Below are 16,397 nucleotides of genomic sequence, written 5' to 3'. Positions count from 1 at the left end.
GCCGCTTGCCGCTCAACGTTCCAGTATCGCCACGATGCCCTGACCGCCCGCCGCGCAGATCGAAATCAGGCCGCGCAGCGGTTTGCCGTCGGCACGCGGCGGCGCGTGGGCCAGCATCTTCGCGAGCGTGCCCACGATGCGTCCGCCCGTCGCCGCGAACGGATGGCCCGTGGCGAGCGAGCTGCCATTCACGTTGAGACGCTCGCGCGCGATCGCGCCGAGCGGACCGTTCAAGCCCAGCGCGGTGCGGCAGTATTCGTCGTCTTCCCATGCGGCGAGCGTGCACAGCACCTGCGCGGCGAACGCTTCGTGAATCTCGTAGAAGTCGAAGTCCTGCAGCGTGAGGCCCGCACGCGCCAGCATCGTCGGCACCGCGTAGGCCGGCGCCATCAGCAGACCTTCGCGCTTGTCGAAGAAATCGACGGCCGCCGTCGCCGACAAGCTTAGAAACGCCTGCACCGGCAGCCCGCGTTCGGCCGCCCATTGCTCGGACGCGAGCAGCACCGCCGAGGCGCCATCGGTGAGCGGTGTGGAATTACCCGCGGTGAGCGTGCCGGCGTCGCGGTCGAAGACCGGCTTCAGTTGCGCAAGCCGGTCGGACGACAGGTCGGGACGCAGCGTGTTGTCCTGCGTGAGTCCCTTGTAGGGCGTCATCAGGTCGTTGAAGAACCCGCGCGCATAGGCGGCGGCCAGCTTCATATGGCTTTCCAGCGCGAGTGCGTCCTGAGCCTCGCGCGAGATCTTCCAGCGCTTGGCCATCAGCTCGCAGTGCTCGCCCATCGAAAGGCCGGTGCGCGGCTCCGCGTTGCGCGGCAATTGCGGCTTGAGGAACATGCCGGGCCGAAGCTTCGCGAGCGCGCTGATACGCTGTCCCGCCGAGCGCCCGCGATGCGCTTCAAGCAGGATCCGCCGCATCCGTTCGTTCAGGGCGACAGGCGCGTCGGAGGCCGTATCGACACCGCCCGCGATGCCCATCTCGATCTGCCCGAGCGCGATCTTGTTGGCGACCAGGATCGCCGTTTCGAGGCCGGTGCCGCAGGCCTGCTGCACGTCGTAGGCGGGCGTCTCGCGCGCGAGCGTGGTCGAGAGGGCGGCCTCGCGCGTCAGGTTGAAGTCGCGCGAATGCTTGACGACCGCGCCGGCAGCGACTTCGCCTGCGCGCATGCCGTGCAGGTCGAAGCGATCGACGAGCCCTTGCAGCGCGAAGCTCAGCATGTCCTGATTCGACGCCTGCGCATACGCCGTATTCGCGCGTGCAAACGGAATCCGGTTGCTGCCGATGATCGCAACACGGCGCACGGCATTCATGGCAACTCCCATTCGAAGTGGCCGCGCAGATGCGGAACGTCGCCCGCGAGATCGCGCACTTCAAAATCGCGCGCGAAGGGCGAGGGCGCCGCGCTCCACAGCGTCGCCTCGCCGGGCAGGTACAGCGGCGTCTTGAAATCGCCGTGCGCGTGGCCGGCGGCCAGCGTCTTGACCGGATGCAGCGCCGCGAGCGTGCGCGCCAGCGTCCACATGCCGTGGGCGATCGCGCGCGGAAAGCCGAACGCCTTCGCCGTGAGCATGTGCAGATGGATCGGATTGAAGTCGCCGGACGCCTTCGCGTAGTCCCGGCCGAGCTGCGGCGGCAGTTGCCAGCGCGCCTCGCGGGCAAGCAGCGGGCGGACGGCTGCCTCCACTGCATCCGGCGCGTCAGGAACGCTCGCGCTGCGCACGCCGCGCTTCAGGTAGACGCTGTCGCCATCCCAGACCGCTTCGCCGCGCCGGAAAATGCGCGTGTGCAGCGTGAAGGCCTGACCCTTCTGATGCGGCATCAGCGGCCCGCATTCGACTTCGATGCGCAGCGCCTGTCCCGCCATCAGCGGACGGCGCAGGTGCACGCGGTTCGACAGATGCACGACGCCGAGCGCGGACCACGGAAACGACGGATCGGTCAGCATCATCAGATGCAGCGGGAACGCCAGCACGTGTGGAAAGGTGAGCGGCACGCCTTGCTCGGGAATGAAGCCGCAGACGCGCGCATAACGGCCGATGGCCTCGGGATCGAGCTTGACGTCGGGCCGCACGAGCCGGATGGCGGGCAGTTGGGGCGCGTGGCTGCGCCGGAACAACGCGGGCAGCGCGCGGCCGTAGAGCCGGGCGGGCGGCGGCACGGTCTCGACGACGACGGTGCGGGTGCGCGGCAGGGTCGGTGCGTGCATGGCGGACTGGCTCCTCACGCGCCGATCAGGCTCTGACCGCACACCCGCACCACGTTGCCCGTGATGCCCGCGCTGCCCGGGCTCGCGAGCCAGGCGACGGTCTCGGCGACATCGACGGGCAGGCCGCCCTGACCCATCGAGTTGAGTCGTCGGCCCGCTTCGCGCACGCCGATCGGCATGCGCGCGGTCATGTGCGTTTCGATGAAGCCCGGCGCGACCGCGTTGATCGTGATGCCGCGCGCGCGCAGATGCGTCGCCAGCGCGTGCACGCGGCCGATCACGCCGGCTTTCGAGGTTGCGTAGTTGGTCTGCCCGCGATTGCCCGCGATGCCGCTGATCGACGATACCGCGACGATGCGTCCGCCGGGCTGCAACAGGTCCCCGGCGAGCAGCGCTTCGTCGATACGCGCCTGCGCGAGCAGGTTGATGTCGAGCACGCTGTCCCAGCGTTCCGCGCTCATGCGCGCGATGGTCTTGTCGCGCGTGATGCCCGCGTTGTGCACGACGATGTCGATGCCGCCCTGTGCCCGCAGCGCAGCGGCGATGGCCTCGGGCGCCTCGGGCGCGGCGATGTCCGCGATGAGCGCCGCATGCGCGCCGCCCGAAGGCGATGCGTCCTCGATCGACAGCATGGTCTGGTCGAGCGCGTCGCGGGTGGATTCGACATCGAGCCCGGTGACGATAGCACCGTGCCGGGCCAGCGCCGCTGCGATCGCCGAGCCGATACCGCGTGCCGCGCCCGTCACCAGCGCGCGCCGGCCCGCGAGCGGCGCGCTCCAGTCGACAGGCGCGGCAGACGGTGTGGACGCTGCATCGAGCGTGATCACCTGTCCCGACACATAGGCGGAGCGCGGCGAGAGAAAGAAGCGCAGCGCGGCGTCGACATCCGCGCCTTCGGCCACGCGCAGCAGGTTCGACGTGATGCCGTTGCGCGCTTCCTTGCCGAGCGAACGGACCAGACCTTCCAGCGCGTGCTGCGCGGTGGCGGCGGCGACGCGCGCGCGCGTGGCGGGCGGCCGCCCCAGCACGACGATGCGTCCGCTTCCTGCGAGTGAGCGCAGCGCGTCGTGAAAGAAGGCATACAGCGTGTGAAGTTCGCCGCTGTCCTCGATACCGGTTGCGTCGAAGATCAAGGCCTGCACGCGATCATCCGTGCGGGCATCGTTGTGCGCGCCGCTCGCGCGCGGCTCGAAGCGCCCGCTCATCGCGCCGTGACGCGCGGCGACCGGCAGCCAGCCGGCGGCGCTCGCATGTGCGACGCTCGTCATGCCGAGCGCGGCCAGCACGTTCATCAGGGCGTCGAAGAGAGCCGGGGACGGGCCCGCGCCGATCGCGACCAGACCGTGGAACTCGGGCTCGCCCGGACGCAGGCGGCGCAGCAGGGCGGGACGCGGAAGCCCGAGCGAGCGGGCAATGCTCATGCCGAAAGGCGAATTGACGAAGTCGAGGTAGCGGTCTTTCATCGATTGGCGTTCGGTCGTCGGGCGGCGCGGAGAAGGTTTCCGGAGGCACCAGGCACGGGCCGCAGTTCAGGCGATCGTCTCGGGCGCCTGTTGTTCGAGCGCCTCGCTACGCTTTTGCAATGCTTCGAGGATACCGAAGTCTGCGGAAAAATCATCGACTTTCACGGCTTCGCGTGCGTGGCCCGCCCATTCGGCCAGCAGCGTCCGCTCGCCTTCGTCGATGAGACCGCGCGCCTCGGCGGTCCGCGCCCAGGCCTCGACCGCGTCCGGGCTCTGCGGCAGCGGGGCAATCTCGCCGGCTTTCACGGCATCGCGCAGGCGGGTTTCGAGGGCGGCGACAGCGGGCGTCAGCGCCAGCAGCTTTTCGCCGCGCGCGATCGGATCGTTTTCGCGCGCCGAAACATGCGCGCCCGCGACCAGCCGCTCGCGCGCGTCGCCGGGCGTCTGCAACAGGCGCGCGACTTCATTGCCGAGGGCATCGGCGCAGGGCCCGTGCGGCAGGCCGAACGGAAAGGCGAGCGCGCGCAGGAACACGGCCGCCGCGCGGTTGGGCGTGTTGGCAAGCAGGCCGTCGAACGCCACGCACGCCTGATGCAGCGCGTCTTCCACGCCCCAGCGCACCAGCGGCAGGTCGCTTTCCGGGCGGCCCTCGTCCTCGAAACGCTTGAGCGTCGCGGAGACGAGATAGAGCTGCGAAAGGATGTCGCCCAGCCGCGCCGACAGACGCTCGCGCCGCTTCAGTTCGCCGCCCAGCACGAGCATGGAGACATCGGCGCACAAGGCGAAGGCCGTGGAGATCCGGGTCGCCGCGCGATAGTACGGAGCGAGACGCGCATCGGCGCGCGCCGGCCGGCGCATCAATGCGCCGCCGCCGAATGCGTACACGAGGCTGCGCAGCGCGTTGGACGCGAGGAAGCTCGCGTGGCCGAAGAAGGCGTCGTCGAAGGCGCGCAGCGCGCGGGCGTGATCGGCCTCGCGCGTCGCGGCCATTTCCTTGAGCACGTAGGGATGGCAGCGGATCGCCCCCTGGCCGAAGATGATCAGGCAGCGCGTCAGGATGTTTGCCCCTTCGACGGTGATCGAGATTGGCATCTGCTGATAGGCGCGCGCCAGGAAGTTCGACGGCCCCATGCAAATGCCCTTGCCCGCGACGACGTCCATGCCGTCGTTGATGACTTTGCGGGCGCGCTCGGTGATGTGATATTTCGCGATCGCGGAGATGACCGACGGTTTCTCGCCGAGATCCACCGCCTGCGCCGAGAGGCGGCGCGCTGCGTCCATCACGTAGAGATTGCCGCCCATGCGGCCGAGCGCTTCCTGGATGCCCTCGAAGCGTCCGACCGGCGTGCGGAACTGGCGCCGCGCCGCCGCATACGCGCCGCTGCCGCGCACCGCCAGCTTGGCCATGCCGACATTCGACGACGGCAACGAGATCGCCCGGCCCGCGGCGAGGCACTCCATCAGCATGCGCCAGCCCCGGCCCACTTGCGCGCGCCCGCCGATCACCCAGTCGAGCGGGATGAAGACATCCGTGCCCCAGTTCGGGCCGTTCTGGAAGACCGCGTTCAACGGCCAGTGACGCCGGCCGATGTGCACGCCTGGATGACGCGTCGGGATCAAGGCGCAGGTGATGCCGGGCGCGTCGTCGGGGCCGAGCAGATGCTCCGGGTCGAGCGCGCGGAACGCAAGACCGAGCACGGTGGCGATCGGGCCGAGCGTGATGTAGCGCTTGTTCCAGGTGACGCGAAAACCGAGCGTCTCGCGTCCTTCATGCAGCCCGCGGCACACGATGCCGACATCGGGAATCGCGGCCGCATCGGAGCCGGCGTAGGGACTCGTCAGCGCGAAGCAGGGAATCTCTTCGCCGCGCGCGAGCCTCGGCAGGTAGTGGTTCTTCTGCTCTTCAGTGCCGTAGTGCAGCAGGAGCTCGGCGGGGCCGAGCGAGTTGGGGACCATCACGGAAACGGCGGCCGCCGACGAGTGCGTCGACAACTTCATGATGACCTGCGAATGCGCATATGCCGAGAACGCCTTTCCGCCGTAGCGCTTCGGAATGATCATGCCGAGGAAGCCTTGCTCCTTCACGTAGCGCCATGCCTGCGGCGACAGATCCTGCCAGACCGCGGTGGTGTCCCAGTCGTTGGCGAGTTCGCACAGATGCGCGCATTCGTTATCGATGAAGCTGCGTTCCTCTGCGGTGAGCGTCGGTGCGCCGTGCGCGAGCAACGCATCCCAGTGCGGGCGTCCGGAGAACAGTTCGGCGTCCCACCAGACCGTGCCGGCCTCGATGGCGTCGCGCTCGGTCGAGGACATCTCGGGCAGGATGCGGCGGAACAGGGCGAACACGCGCCGGCTGAGCAGCACGCGGCGCAGCGGCCGGATCGTCAGTATCAGTGCGGGGAGCACGAAGACGATTGCAAGCAATGCCGCCGCCGCCATCCCCGTCACGCGGGTCAAGAAGCCCACGCCGACCCAGAGCGCGAGTGCCGCGACCCACGCAAGCGCGGGTGCCCGCCAGAACGCCAGCGCGCCGGTAAGCAGCAGGAAGATGACGACGTGCGGAGCCAGCATCACGACCTCCGGGACCCGAAGCCTCGGGGGCGAGGCTGTCCATCCTCAGGGAGGAGCACGTCACGTGCCGTACATCTTGATACGTGCCTCTAAACAGATGAACGGCGCGGAAAGCAGCCGTCAAGCAAGTGCGTTCAGGGAAGAAGACCGCCCTTGAATTCAGATAACTCCGAAAAAACCAAAATGGGGAAATTTCGCGTTTCGGGTTGGGACCGGGCAAGGAAGAATGGCCGGGTTGCGGTCCGGTGCATGACGTAGGCAGCTGTTGTGCCACCGGTCAATATCGATCCCCGCGCGGGGCGGGGATCAAAAGGGCGCTGTGGGTTCATCTTGCCGGAGTTCACCACAGCCAGTCACAACTCGGAGTGCTTCTAGTTGCGACCACCTGCACGTGCACGTGGTTGGAGGAGCATAGTTGAACTCGAAAAATCTGGATCACTTGGAGAGGCTAAACATAGGCGCAGTTCCGGTTGAAGCCACGTTTCCCGACTGGGCCTGCATGCAGGGTTATGTGCTCTATATTTTTTGCGGGACGAACGGCGTGTGCCGCTACGTGCGGGTGCCACTGGACGAGTCGCTGATCGCGACGATCCAGGCCGCCGGCTGCGGCAGCGGTTTCTCGTTATATCGGGATCCTGGCGGACGCCTGACGTCGGTCGGGCGGTTCATCGGTCTCGTCTGTCTTGAGCAGGCCATCCCGCTGGCAGCGATCTGCCAGGAACTCGGCGTGCCCGAGCGTATCCTGAACCGCCTGCGTCGCGAGCGGGAAGCGTACGCGGCTCATCCGCCCGACGCGAGCGCGTTCCATAGCCTGCGGACGCTCGCGCTCAAGGGCGAGATCAAGGCATAGCGGCGGCGGGAAGCGGGCGAGGTGCGCGGATCCGGTCCGCGCACGCGTCCTGCCTCGCATTGCGCGAGGCAGGACGGGGCGGCACCGGACTCCGGGCTTGCAATGAACGACCGTCTAGCCGCCCGCGCCCGCGTTCTCCGCCGAACGCGTCATGTCGATGCCCCTGCGTTCGCGGCTGAAGAAGATGAGCCCCGCGATCACCACCGCAACCACGCCCGCGACAATCGCCATGGCCATGCCGTAGTTGTTGCCGTGTGACGTGGCGATCTCAGCCTGCATCGTCGCATTGACGGCGGCCAGCAGGTTGCCGAGCTGGTAGACGAGTCCGGGGAAGGTTGCGCGGATCTCGTCGGGGGAAATTTCGTTCAGGTGCACGGGAATCACGCCCCACGCGCCCTGCACGGAGATCTGCATGAGGAACGCGCCGATTGCGAGCATGACCGGCGTGGTGGAGAACGCCCAGAGGTACAGCACAGGCAGCGCGATCAGTGCGGCGATGAAGATGGTCAGGCGCCGCCCGATCTTCTCGGACAGCGATCCGAAGAACAGCCCGCCAACGATCGCGCCAATGTTGAGCACGATCGTGATGACCGACACCGTGTGCGGATCAAAGTGATGCTGTTCGCGCAGGAAGGTCGGATAGAGATCCTGCGTGCCATGCGAGAAGAAGTTGAACGCGGTCATCAGCACGATCGCGTAGAGCGACAGCGTCCAGTTCTGCTTGAGCGTGGCGAGCAGGCTCGGCCGCGGGCGCTTTTCCATCGCGCGCCAGGCAGGGGATTCGGGAACATGCGCGCGTATGTAGAGCACGAGCAGGGCCGGAATCACGCCGACGAAGAACATGCCGCGCCAGCCGATGAATTGATACAGCACGCCGAAGACGATCGACGCCAGCAGATAGCCGCTGGGGTAGCCCGCCTGCAACAGACCGGACACGAAGCCGCGCGCCGAAGGCGGCACGGTTTCCATGGTCAGCGCGGAACCGACGCCCCATTCGCCGCCCATCGCGATGCCGAACAGCGCGCGCAGGATCAGCAGTGTCATCAGGTTGGGCGAGAGGCCGGAGAGCAACTCCAGCATCGAATAGATCGCGATGTTGATCATCAGCGTCGGGCGGCGGCCGAACTTGTCGGCCAGCCGTCCGAATATCAGCGCGCCGAGCGGGCGCATGGCCAGCGTCAGCGTAATGGCGAATGCCACGTCGGGGATTTTCGTATTGAATTCGGCGGCAATGTCTTTCAATACGAAAACCATCAGGAAGAAATCGAATGCGTCGAGTGTCCAGCCTAAATAAGCGGCGATCGTTACGTTTCTCTGTTCGCGCGTCCAGTTCATTGCCACGTGCTCCGTTGGAATTGTTCGATTCGAATTGGCGATTAACAGAGAGCGGCACAGCAATAAATGCGCCGCCCGCAGGCGCGACGGCCCGGCGGCCGCGCGCACCGGCGAGTGTACGGCGCTCAACGCGCCTGCGCTTGATTGAATTGGCCGTGTCGAGACAGGGCTGCCCATGAAATGGAATCAAACAATACACGCGTAATTCAATTCAATTCAATTTGGCGAATTCTGAATCAATAATGAAAGAAAACAGCTTGAGATATGCAAGATTCCGGCGAGCCTTTGAATGCGACGCTGGTTTCCATACGGACTGAATCCCTTCATCAATACAGAGACAGCGCGAATGCCGGGCTGGCCCAGCCGCCGCTCCAATTCGGGGAAGCGGGAGGCATCGCCTGGCCGCCGTAGATCACCGATCCGTCCGGGTTCTGATAGGTCATCCAGGGAACGGCCCCGGTCTGATCGACGCCGGGTTGAGAGAAATCGCAGACTCCGGAAGGGAATATCGCCTGCATCTGGGCCCACTGCTGATCGCTGAATGGCGTCGAGCCGTAATGGTCCGCCCGGTTCAGCGGCTTGCGCTCGCATTTGTTGACATCCATCGCATCGGACTGCCCCGCCACGATGCGCGGCGGCTGATAGACCGGTATGACACTGTTGCTGCACAGCCCGGGCTGAAGGTTGCCGCTTGAATCGAAACAGCTGTCCACGGCGTTCGCGGGCTTGTCCGCCGACACTTTCTGCGCGAGCGATAGCGCACCGGCGTCGGCCTCGATGGTGTTCAGCCAGGTGTCCAGCGTCTTGAACGCTTTCAGAAAGCAGGTCGTGTCGCCACGCATGAAGGTTGGCCCACCGAATATCACATGATTGGCGTGATTCCCGAACGCGTGATCCAGGCGAGCGCGAAGCGCGAACGTGCGCGAGGTGTCGTGCCCACCCGGGTTGGGGCCGAGGCAATCCACGATCGGCGTGGCGTTCAGGTGATTGGCTTCGTTGATCATGCCAGCCCGATAGGCATTCTGAAGCGCCGGCTCGTCCGCCGTCACGCGCGATGCAGTGGGAGCGGCATTGATGTCCAGGCCGCCGATGTTCTGGTTGAGATCGAGAAACTGCGCCAGCGAAATCACACCGTGCTGAAGCGCGCTCAATCCGTACTGCACCCCGACGTTGTCGTACGGACGGCCCGCGAAACCGTGACCCAGCGCGTGTTCGTCTGCCGACCAGACGCTTTGCGCACGCAGGCCGAAGACGTTGACGGCCCAATCGGTGACGCTGCATCGAACGCCGCCGGGATGGGTTGCCGCGTTGAAGATGACGGCAGGGTTGGTGATTCCCGGGCATGAACCGACGGCGGTGGGTGAAGCAGACGCGCCATTCGGATAGACGGCCGAGAAAAACGCAAAATCCGTCAAGAAGATGTTTTGATCGACGTTCGCAGGGATCAGGCTGCCGCCTACCAGATTGGCCAGCGACGAAACAAGCGCTGCCGGCGCATCAACGCTCAGTGCGGACACTGCCGCTGCGACGTCCTGCGCCCCCCACGTGCTGCCGTAGTCGCCGTAGACGGCCTGCTGGGCCTGCTGGCTCCAGGCGATCCCGCCGGCGCTGACCCCGTTCTGGCCGAAATAGCTCAGCAACAGGTGGTTATCCGCGATTTGCGCGGCGGATCCCCAGGCGTCGGGGAATGCGGCGGACGCCAGCAACGCCTGATACACGCCGGGATAGGCATTTTGAACCCATTGCTCGGCCAACGAGCCGCCGGACGAGCCTATCCCGATGGTGTAGCGCAGGCGGCCATAGTTCTTGATGAAATATTCCTTGGACATGACGAGAGATTCAGCCTGAATGGCGACGTCGCAATCGACAGCACTATTGGCCAGTGCGGTGCCCAGCACGGCGAATCCTTTCCCCAGCGCATACAGCACGCTGTCGTTGGCGGCGGAAGAACCATCTGTGACGACCGATGGATTGGCGGACTCGCCGAAGGAGACCCCGCACAGACTGCCGTGCGTGATATAGAGCTTGCGATTGAATTGCGGCTGGGGGCTGATCGCGGTCCACGCCAGCGCCGGTTGGTAAAGCGTCGCGATCTGATACTGGCTGCGGTCCTGGTATCCCGTTTCCAGCCGGACGATGAACGGCACCGTCACGCCCTGCTCGGTCGTGACGGTGGCGACATCCTGGGGCGGCCGGGCCGGGTCGTAGGGTTGCAGCCCTTGCAGTGACGGATTGGTCGACAGATACAGCCAGCTGTACATGGGCGCCTGGTTGCATTGGGCGTCGATCGCTCCCGGCTGGCAGAGCCAGGGTTGGATCTGGGGCCCGGAGAACACCGGCCCGCCCTGGGGATGGTCGATGAGGGTCTGCTGCGCCGTCGTCAGCCCCGGTCCCGATACCGATAACGTATTGGATCCCGGCGACAAGCCGGTCACGACCCCGAGGTAGGCGCCGGAGGCGTCGTAAGCGAACGCCTTGCGCTCGTCGATGCCGTTCAGCGATACATAGATGTTCCGCGCGTCCGCGCCTTGCGGCAGGTCCAGCTGGATCAGGGCGTCGCCGCCGCTCACCAGATCCGCGCGACCGGACAGCACCTTGATGACCGGCTGAGGCGCGATGGAAGCGGTGGTGGCGGCGTTGCTTCCCGCCGCTCCGGTATCGGTCGACGGGCTCGACGACGAGCCGTTCGACCCGGACCCGCCGCCACACCCGACCAGCAGCGATAACGCCAATGCCAGCAGCCCGCACTGGCGAAGGAAGTGAAGTCGGCTTGCCATCGCGATTTCCCGATTGTTCAGAATGTGTAGGACACGGCGAGAAACGTGATCAGGGGATCCGCCTTCAAGTCGGACTTGGACACGGCGAGCGCTGTGCCGTCGGCAGCCTTGATCGTCACCGAGGTGGTGGTTTTCAACGGCATATAGGTCAGCGATGCAAGCAGTCCCCAGTGCTCCGTGATGTTGAACAGGAAGCCCGCGTTGAAGACCGGCTGCCATGACGACGACGCATCGGCCGACACCTGCGTCGGACCGGGCTTTCCTGCGCCCGCCGCCAGAACCTGACCCAGCGTGTTACGCGTCTGCGCGATGAAGTTGTTGCCCAGCTGGACGTCGCTGAACCAGTTGTACGAGGCGCCGACGCCGAGGAAGGGCCGGAATCGGGAAGCAGGCTGTCCGAAGTAGTACTGCAGGATGACAGCCGGGCTCCACAGGCGCGCGGACTTCACGACGGGATTGACCGCCCCGAGGCCGATGTTCTGGGTGCCCAGCGTGCCTGCCGGGCCGGGCGGAGTAATCGTGCCGCTGCCGTATACCTGGAACTTCGGCGGCACGCCGGCCAATGCGGTGACAGCAAACTGATCCGTCAGAAAGTGGGAGAAGGTGATGCCGAGCGTGTCTGCCTGCCCGACGCTCAGTCCGGTGCCCGGAGAATTGAACGACGGCGGCAGCCCCAGTGCGCCGTTCATGGGCGTGGGTGCGACGTAAGTGGTCAGCGAGCTGCTGCTGTCTTGCGGAAACGCATGCAGCCATCCAAGCGACACGACGTTGCTGCCCGCGCTCTGTGCCGACGCGATGCAGGGCATCAGAAACGCCGCACACGCCACGGCATGGAAGATTCGTTTCATCGAAGGCTCCGGGTTCCGTTCACTGCACGAACGCGCCGATCAGGAAATAGGGCGACGCGGGGGCGGACATGTCGAGGAAGCCGAACCCGCCTCCTGTGAAAAGAAACGTGCCGGTGGGCGCGGCGCTGGCCGCATCCGCGTGCGTGGCGCCGATCGCGCCCGGCAGCGTCTGCGCGTAGTCGAGCGTCAGGACGGTCGCCATCGAGGCCTGGGACGCATTGAACGGATCGAACAGCGTGGCCCGTGTGTCGGCGAGCGCGGTCGCGCGGTAGTCGAACCGGCTGTCGGCGCCGATGTACTCGCCGTTCTGGGCGCCCGGCGCAAGCCCCTTTTGCAGCGCCAGGAAGGCAATGCCGGATTCGTCGTCGGCGGTCAGGGGCGCGACGCCGTTCGCGTCAGGCTGCGTGCCCGGGTTCGCCGCACCGGTGCGGATCATGATCGGCACCCGCTGGCCTCGCAACGTGCCGACGATCAGGTAGCCCTTCGCCTGCGGCACCGGCCCCAGCGTCGGCTGGACCTGCCCCTGGTAGTGATCCGTCTCGAACGCGCCGCTGCCATTCGAGGAAGCCGTCAGGTTCGTGCCCGGCTGCCTGCATGTGCCGGCATAGAGGCCGGTCGTGTCGCAGCGCGACCAGCTGCCGTCCGGATTGATCGTCACGCTGGCGTTGATGGTCGTCGGCGCGAAGTTCTGCGTGGGCACCTGGGCGTAACCGATCTGGTTGTACGATCCGGCGATGTCGGCCAGATTCGTATCGAGCGTCGCAAACCCGATGAACGGAAAGTACGGCAAGGTCGTGTCAGGGATGGCGCCCTGGCCGCTGCTGCCCGCGTACGCGAGTTCCTTGCCCGGAATGGTGCCGCCGACCACGCCGTCGCCGATGAAGACGCGCGCCGGACGTGCAGGGTCAAGGCTCGCGCCATTCAGCCGGTACGCGCAGCGGTTGAGATTCTGCGTCGCGAGCTGCGTTTCCGGGGTGAGCGTGCCGCTATCGATCGAGCCTGCGCGCGTCGGCGCCACGGTGCCCGGCGTTTGCGGGATCGGCGATGCCACATAGGTGACCTGCCAGGTGAGCCGGGTCGTGTCGAGCTGGATCTTGACCAGTTCGCCGTCGCCGGCCCCGCCCGTGAAGACCGTCTTGTAGTCGAGCGACGACGGACACAGCGCCGCCTGGACAAGCGGCGTCGTGTTGTCGGTTGCCCCTCCGCACGCCGAGAGCAAGAGCGCGGCGCCCGCCATCGTCGATCTGATGGTGTTCTGCATGGATCTCCTCCACGACACTTCCGTCCGGAAGCGCTTGTGTTCTTATGGATTGCCCGGCTGGACGGCCGTGCCGGACAGCGCGCCTACGCCGAAGTAGGGCGTGGCCGTAGCCGATGTGATGGCGCTGCCCATGCCGATGCCGGACGAAGACGACGCGAGGCCGCCGTTCGCCGAGCCTTCGATCAAGGCCGCATACAGGCCGCCTGCCGCGATCAGGTCGCCTTGGTACGACGCATTGCCGCTCTCTGCGAGGTGAATGAGGCCGGGCGTCGACTGCCCATAGTCGAGCGTGAAGGCGGTTTCAGGCTGCTGGGTTGTCGGGTCGATGAACGATCCGGTGGCACCGTTGATGACCGTTCCTGTGTACTTGAAGTTGGAGTCGGCCCCGGCGTAGTTGCCGTCGAGCGCGCCGCTCTTCAATGCGGTTGCGTGGCTCAAGACGGCAATGCCGGATTCGTCGTCGATCTGTGCGTCGGTGAAAAAAGGCGCGTTGCCGGGAGTCATGAGGCCGGTTCGCACGATCACCGGAATGGTTGCGCCGTTCAGCTGGCCCAGCACCATATGCGCCGATGCAATCAGGCCGGCCTTCGGGAGCGTCAACGCGGAGAGCAAGGGGATCGTGCCGCTGAGGGCCTGGGCCGTCTGCTGCAGGACAGGCACGATGGCCGGGTCCACAAGTCCCGCAGTGCCAAGGAGCACTTGATTGCTCAAGGCGCCGGCCACGCCGTTGATCGTCGCAACGACGGACTGGATCTGGGACGGGCTGAAAAGCGCACTGAATTGCGTGCCGATCTGAGGCGCCGCTGCGCTGTCGAAATACCCAGCCGGGTTGGCGGCCCAGGCGCCGCCGGTGGTCAGACAGCCGGTGGCGCTCGACGTGTAATTCGGATTGGCAGCATTGGTGCTCGTGCACTGTCCGTCTTTGTCGAAGGACTCGTGGGTGATTGCGCCGCTGGTTGCATAGCCGCCGGACGGAACGACGTGGTACAGCAGACCGTTATACGTTCCCTGAAGTTGTTCCGGATTATTCGAAACACTGGAGAAACCGAGGAACGGATAAAAATCCACGTGCCGATTCGGAACCGCGCCGATCATGGAAGGGATTTTGAAGCTGCTGAATAAGGCGTTCAGGCCTTGGCCATTTGCATCCAGGGCACTTCGCAACTCGGCCAAGGTTTGCTGTACAGCCGGGGTTTGCAGCGCGATCAGGACCTGCTGCACTATTTTTAGTTGATCTGTAGTAATGCCAGCCAGACCAAAGCCTCCCCGGATTAACGACCAGGCGATTCCCGCGAAACTGAAGGGCGGCGTGATCACATTATTGAGAAACGCGTTGACGGTTTGCAGATCGTTCGCATTCGTCAAGATACCCAGAAACTGCTGGACGCCCTGATCCTGCGCGACCGTCGTGACGGCCGAATAGCCGTCGAATTCGATCGTCGCGCCGGGAATGCCGCCTCCCGCAATGCCGAAACCCAGCAAGATCGTCGGTGGATTGGCTTGATTGAAGTCAGCGGTAGTGGAATAGCCGGAGGCGCTGCTGCCTGGCATCAACACGAACGCGCAGCGGGTCTGCTGAGCGGTCGGCAGTGCGCCGGCGGGCGGATGGGTCACGTTGCCGGAAATCGTCACGCCCTTCCGGGTCGGCGCCAGCGTGCCGGCCGCCAGCGGCACCGGCGACTCGAGCCACGTCAGCGTGTAGGTCATCGCTGTTGCGTCGATATGGAGACTGACCACCTCGCCGCTTCCGGCCCCACCGATATACGTGCTGGCGGATATGGTCTGATCGGCCGGGCAGAGCGGCGTGCTGCTCGCCGGTGCGGAAACGGGCTGCCCCTGTGCTCCGCAAGCGGTCCCCGAGCATTGCGGCACGTTAATGGCGGCGGGCGCGCTGACGTTCCCGTCGCTGCACGCAGCGGTAGTGGCGAGGGCGGCGATCAGGGCGAACCGGTTCTTGACATGGCGGAGCGCCATTCCACGTCTCCTGTATTTTTATTTATTGATCAAGTGCGTCTTCAATAATCGCGACGCACCTTTTTGCTTTTTCCATATCGTTCGCCAATTACGAACGTCGGATTTATTATTTCGAACGTCATGCGTTGGAAAACGTCAGCCGGCGAAATCTTTTTCGTATTGATCTGTATCGGTATGATTCTGAAGCCGGATTCTGATAAAAGCGGTTTTGAGTGTCAATCGATGAAATCTTCTAACTCAGATGCTGTGGATAATCTGGCGAATCGATTTGAAAAATGAAACCCTTTCATGACTCTTTGCGCGATGAAAGTCATGAAGTAAATTCGAATTGAATTTGGATACGGGCGTGGCGCGCCATGGCGCGAATTTGAGTCGGCGCTGCGCATAGGGGCATGCCTCGTCGTGATCGATCGACGGGGAGGAAGTCAGGCAGATCCGCGCCGCGAAAAAACACAGCCGAAAACAAAAAAACCCACGTCAGTGCGTGGGTTTTTTGCGTGCGATGCGCTTCGTTTTGTGTACGATCAGCGCCTCGCAAAAGAGGACCTTGGTGCCCAGGAGAGGACTCGAACCTCCACGGTGTTGCCACCGCTAGGACCTGAACCTAGTGCGTCTACCAATTCCGCCACCTGGGCCAAGGGGTACAGCAAGCCCGCCATTTTAGCGGGTACCGAAACCGTGTCAACCGAAAAGTCTGATGACTTGAGATGTTCCGAAACCCATCCGAAGCCGACCATGAACGCGATCAACACGATCCCTGCATAAAAAGAAAAAGCCACCCGAAGGTGGCTTTTTCAAACATCTGGTGCCCAAGAGAGGACTCGAACCTCCACGGTGTTGCCACCGCTAGGACCTGAACCTAGTGCGTCTACCAATTCCGCCACCTGGGCAAGGGTGTGCTCTGCTAAAACTGTGCTTCAGTTCGTTGGTGCAAACCGTTTTTGGCGGGTCGCTCAACAGCAGAGAACGCAATTATATCGACCGTAACAAGTCTGTCAAGCGTTTCCACCCGCGACGTTCGCAGCCTTGCCGGGCGCCCTGGCCCGGGCGGCGAGGCCCGTGGCGTCTGAATGACGGGTGTTAGAATCAGACGACTGCTGCAGGCGAACGAGCA

10 protein-coding genes and 2 tRNA genes are annotated in these 16,397 nt (G+C 64.9%); 1 reads left to right on the top strand and 11 read right to left on the bottom strand.

Annotated elements, in window-relative coordinates:
• Positions 1-12: 12 nt before the first annotated feature.
• The 4 genes from QCE63_RS09545 to QCE63_RS09530 all read right to left on the bottom strand — a co-directional run bounded on the left by QCE63_RS09545 (position 13) and on the right by QCE63_RS09530 (position 6,238).
• A complete protein-coding gene (locus QCE63_RS09545; protein ID WP_309832504.1) occupies positions 13-1,308 on the bottom strand; it encodes an acetyl-CoA C-acetyltransferase in 1,296 nt (431 codons plus the stop codon).
• Positions 1,305-2,204 (bottom strand): MaoC/PaaZ C-terminal domain-containing protein, encoded by a 900-nt coding sequence (locus QCE63_RS09540; RefSeq protein WP_309832502.1) that lies wholly within the window; start codon positions 2,202-2,204, stop codon positions 1,305-1,307. Before QCE63_RS09540 ends, QCE63_RS09545 begins: the two co-directional genes overlap by 4 nt.
• A gap of 14 nt (positions 2,205-2,218) precedes the next feature.
• Entirely contained in the window at positions 2,219-3,667 is a 1,449-nt protein-coding gene (locus QCE63_RS09535) for a 3-oxoacyl-ACP reductase (protein WP_309832501.1), read from the bottom strand.
• A 66-nt stretch (positions 3,668-3,733) separates the two neighbouring features.
• The gene (locus QCE63_RS09530) at positions 3,734-6,238 is read right to left on the bottom strand and encodes an acyl-CoA dehydrogenase (RefSeq protein WP_309832500.1); all 2,505 of its coding nucleotides are present in this window, start codon (positions 6,236-6,238) and stop codon (positions 3,734-3,736) included.
• 511 nt (positions 6,239-6,749) lie between these two features.
• On the opposite strand from QCE63_RS09530, the gene QCE63_RS09525 reads away from it, so the two are divergent.
• On the top strand, positions 6,750-7,088 hold the full coding sequence (locus tag QCE63_RS09525; protein ID WP_309832499.1) for a hypothetical protein: 339 nt from the start codon (positions 6,750-6,752) through the stop codon (positions 7,086-7,088).
• A gap of 114 nt (positions 7,089-7,202) precedes the next feature.
• Here the strand turns inward: QCE63_RS09525 and QCE63_RS09520 are convergent, their stop codons facing one another.
• From QCE63_RS09520 to QCE63_RS09490, 7 genes are all read right to left on the bottom strand, one after another.
• Positions 7,203-8,423: an MFS transporter gene (locus QCE63_RS09520; RefSeq protein ID WP_309832498.1), complete on the bottom strand. Its 1,221-nt coding sequence runs from the start codon at positions 8,421-8,423 to the stop codon at positions 7,203-7,205.
• Between the two features lie 326 nt (positions 8,424-8,749).
• Complete coding sequence (locus tag QCE63_RS09515; RefSeq protein ID WP_309832497.1) at positions 8,750-11,200, bottom strand: DUF6351 family protein; 2,451 nt, start codon at positions 11,198-11,200, stop codon at positions 8,750-8,752.
• Positions 11,201-11,217: 17 nt separating this feature from the next.
• Positions 11,218-12,048 carry an OmpW family outer membrane protein gene (locus tag QCE63_RS09510; RefSeq protein ID WP_309832496.1) on the bottom strand — a complete coding sequence of 277 codons (831 nt, stop codon included), beginning with the start codon at positions 12,046-12,048 and terminating at the stop codon, positions 11,218-11,220.
• A gap of 19 nt (positions 12,049-12,067) precedes the next feature.
• Complete coding sequence (locus QCE63_RS09505) at positions 12,068-13,309, bottom strand: DUF2957 domain-containing protein (RefSeq protein WP_309832495.1); 1,242 nt, start codon at positions 13,307-13,309, stop codon at positions 12,068-12,070.
• A 42-nt stretch (positions 13,310-13,351) separates the two neighbouring features.
• Positions 13,352-15,283 (bottom strand): DUF2957 domain-containing protein, encoded by a 1,932-nt coding sequence (locus tag QCE63_RS09500; RefSeq protein ID WP_309832494.1) that lies wholly within the window; start codon positions 15,281-15,283, stop codon positions 13,352-13,354.
• Positions 15,284-15,831: 548 nt separating this feature from the next.
• Positions 15,832-15,918 (bottom strand) — tRNA-Leu (locus QCE63_RS09495).
• 168 nt (positions 15,919-16,086) lie between these two features.
• Positions 16,087-16,173: transfer RNA gene (locus tag QCE63_RS09490), tRNA-Leu, on the bottom strand.
• Positions 16,174-16,397: the final 224 nt, after the last annotated feature.

This window comes from Caballeronia sp. LZ065 (assembly GCF_031450975.1).
GTDB lineage: Bacteria > Pseudomonadota > Gammaproteobacteria > Burkholderiales > Burkholderiaceae > Caballeronia.
The sequence above is the reverse complement of the archived record's forward strand: the minus strand, read 5'-3'. Positions and strand labels throughout refer to the sequence as shown.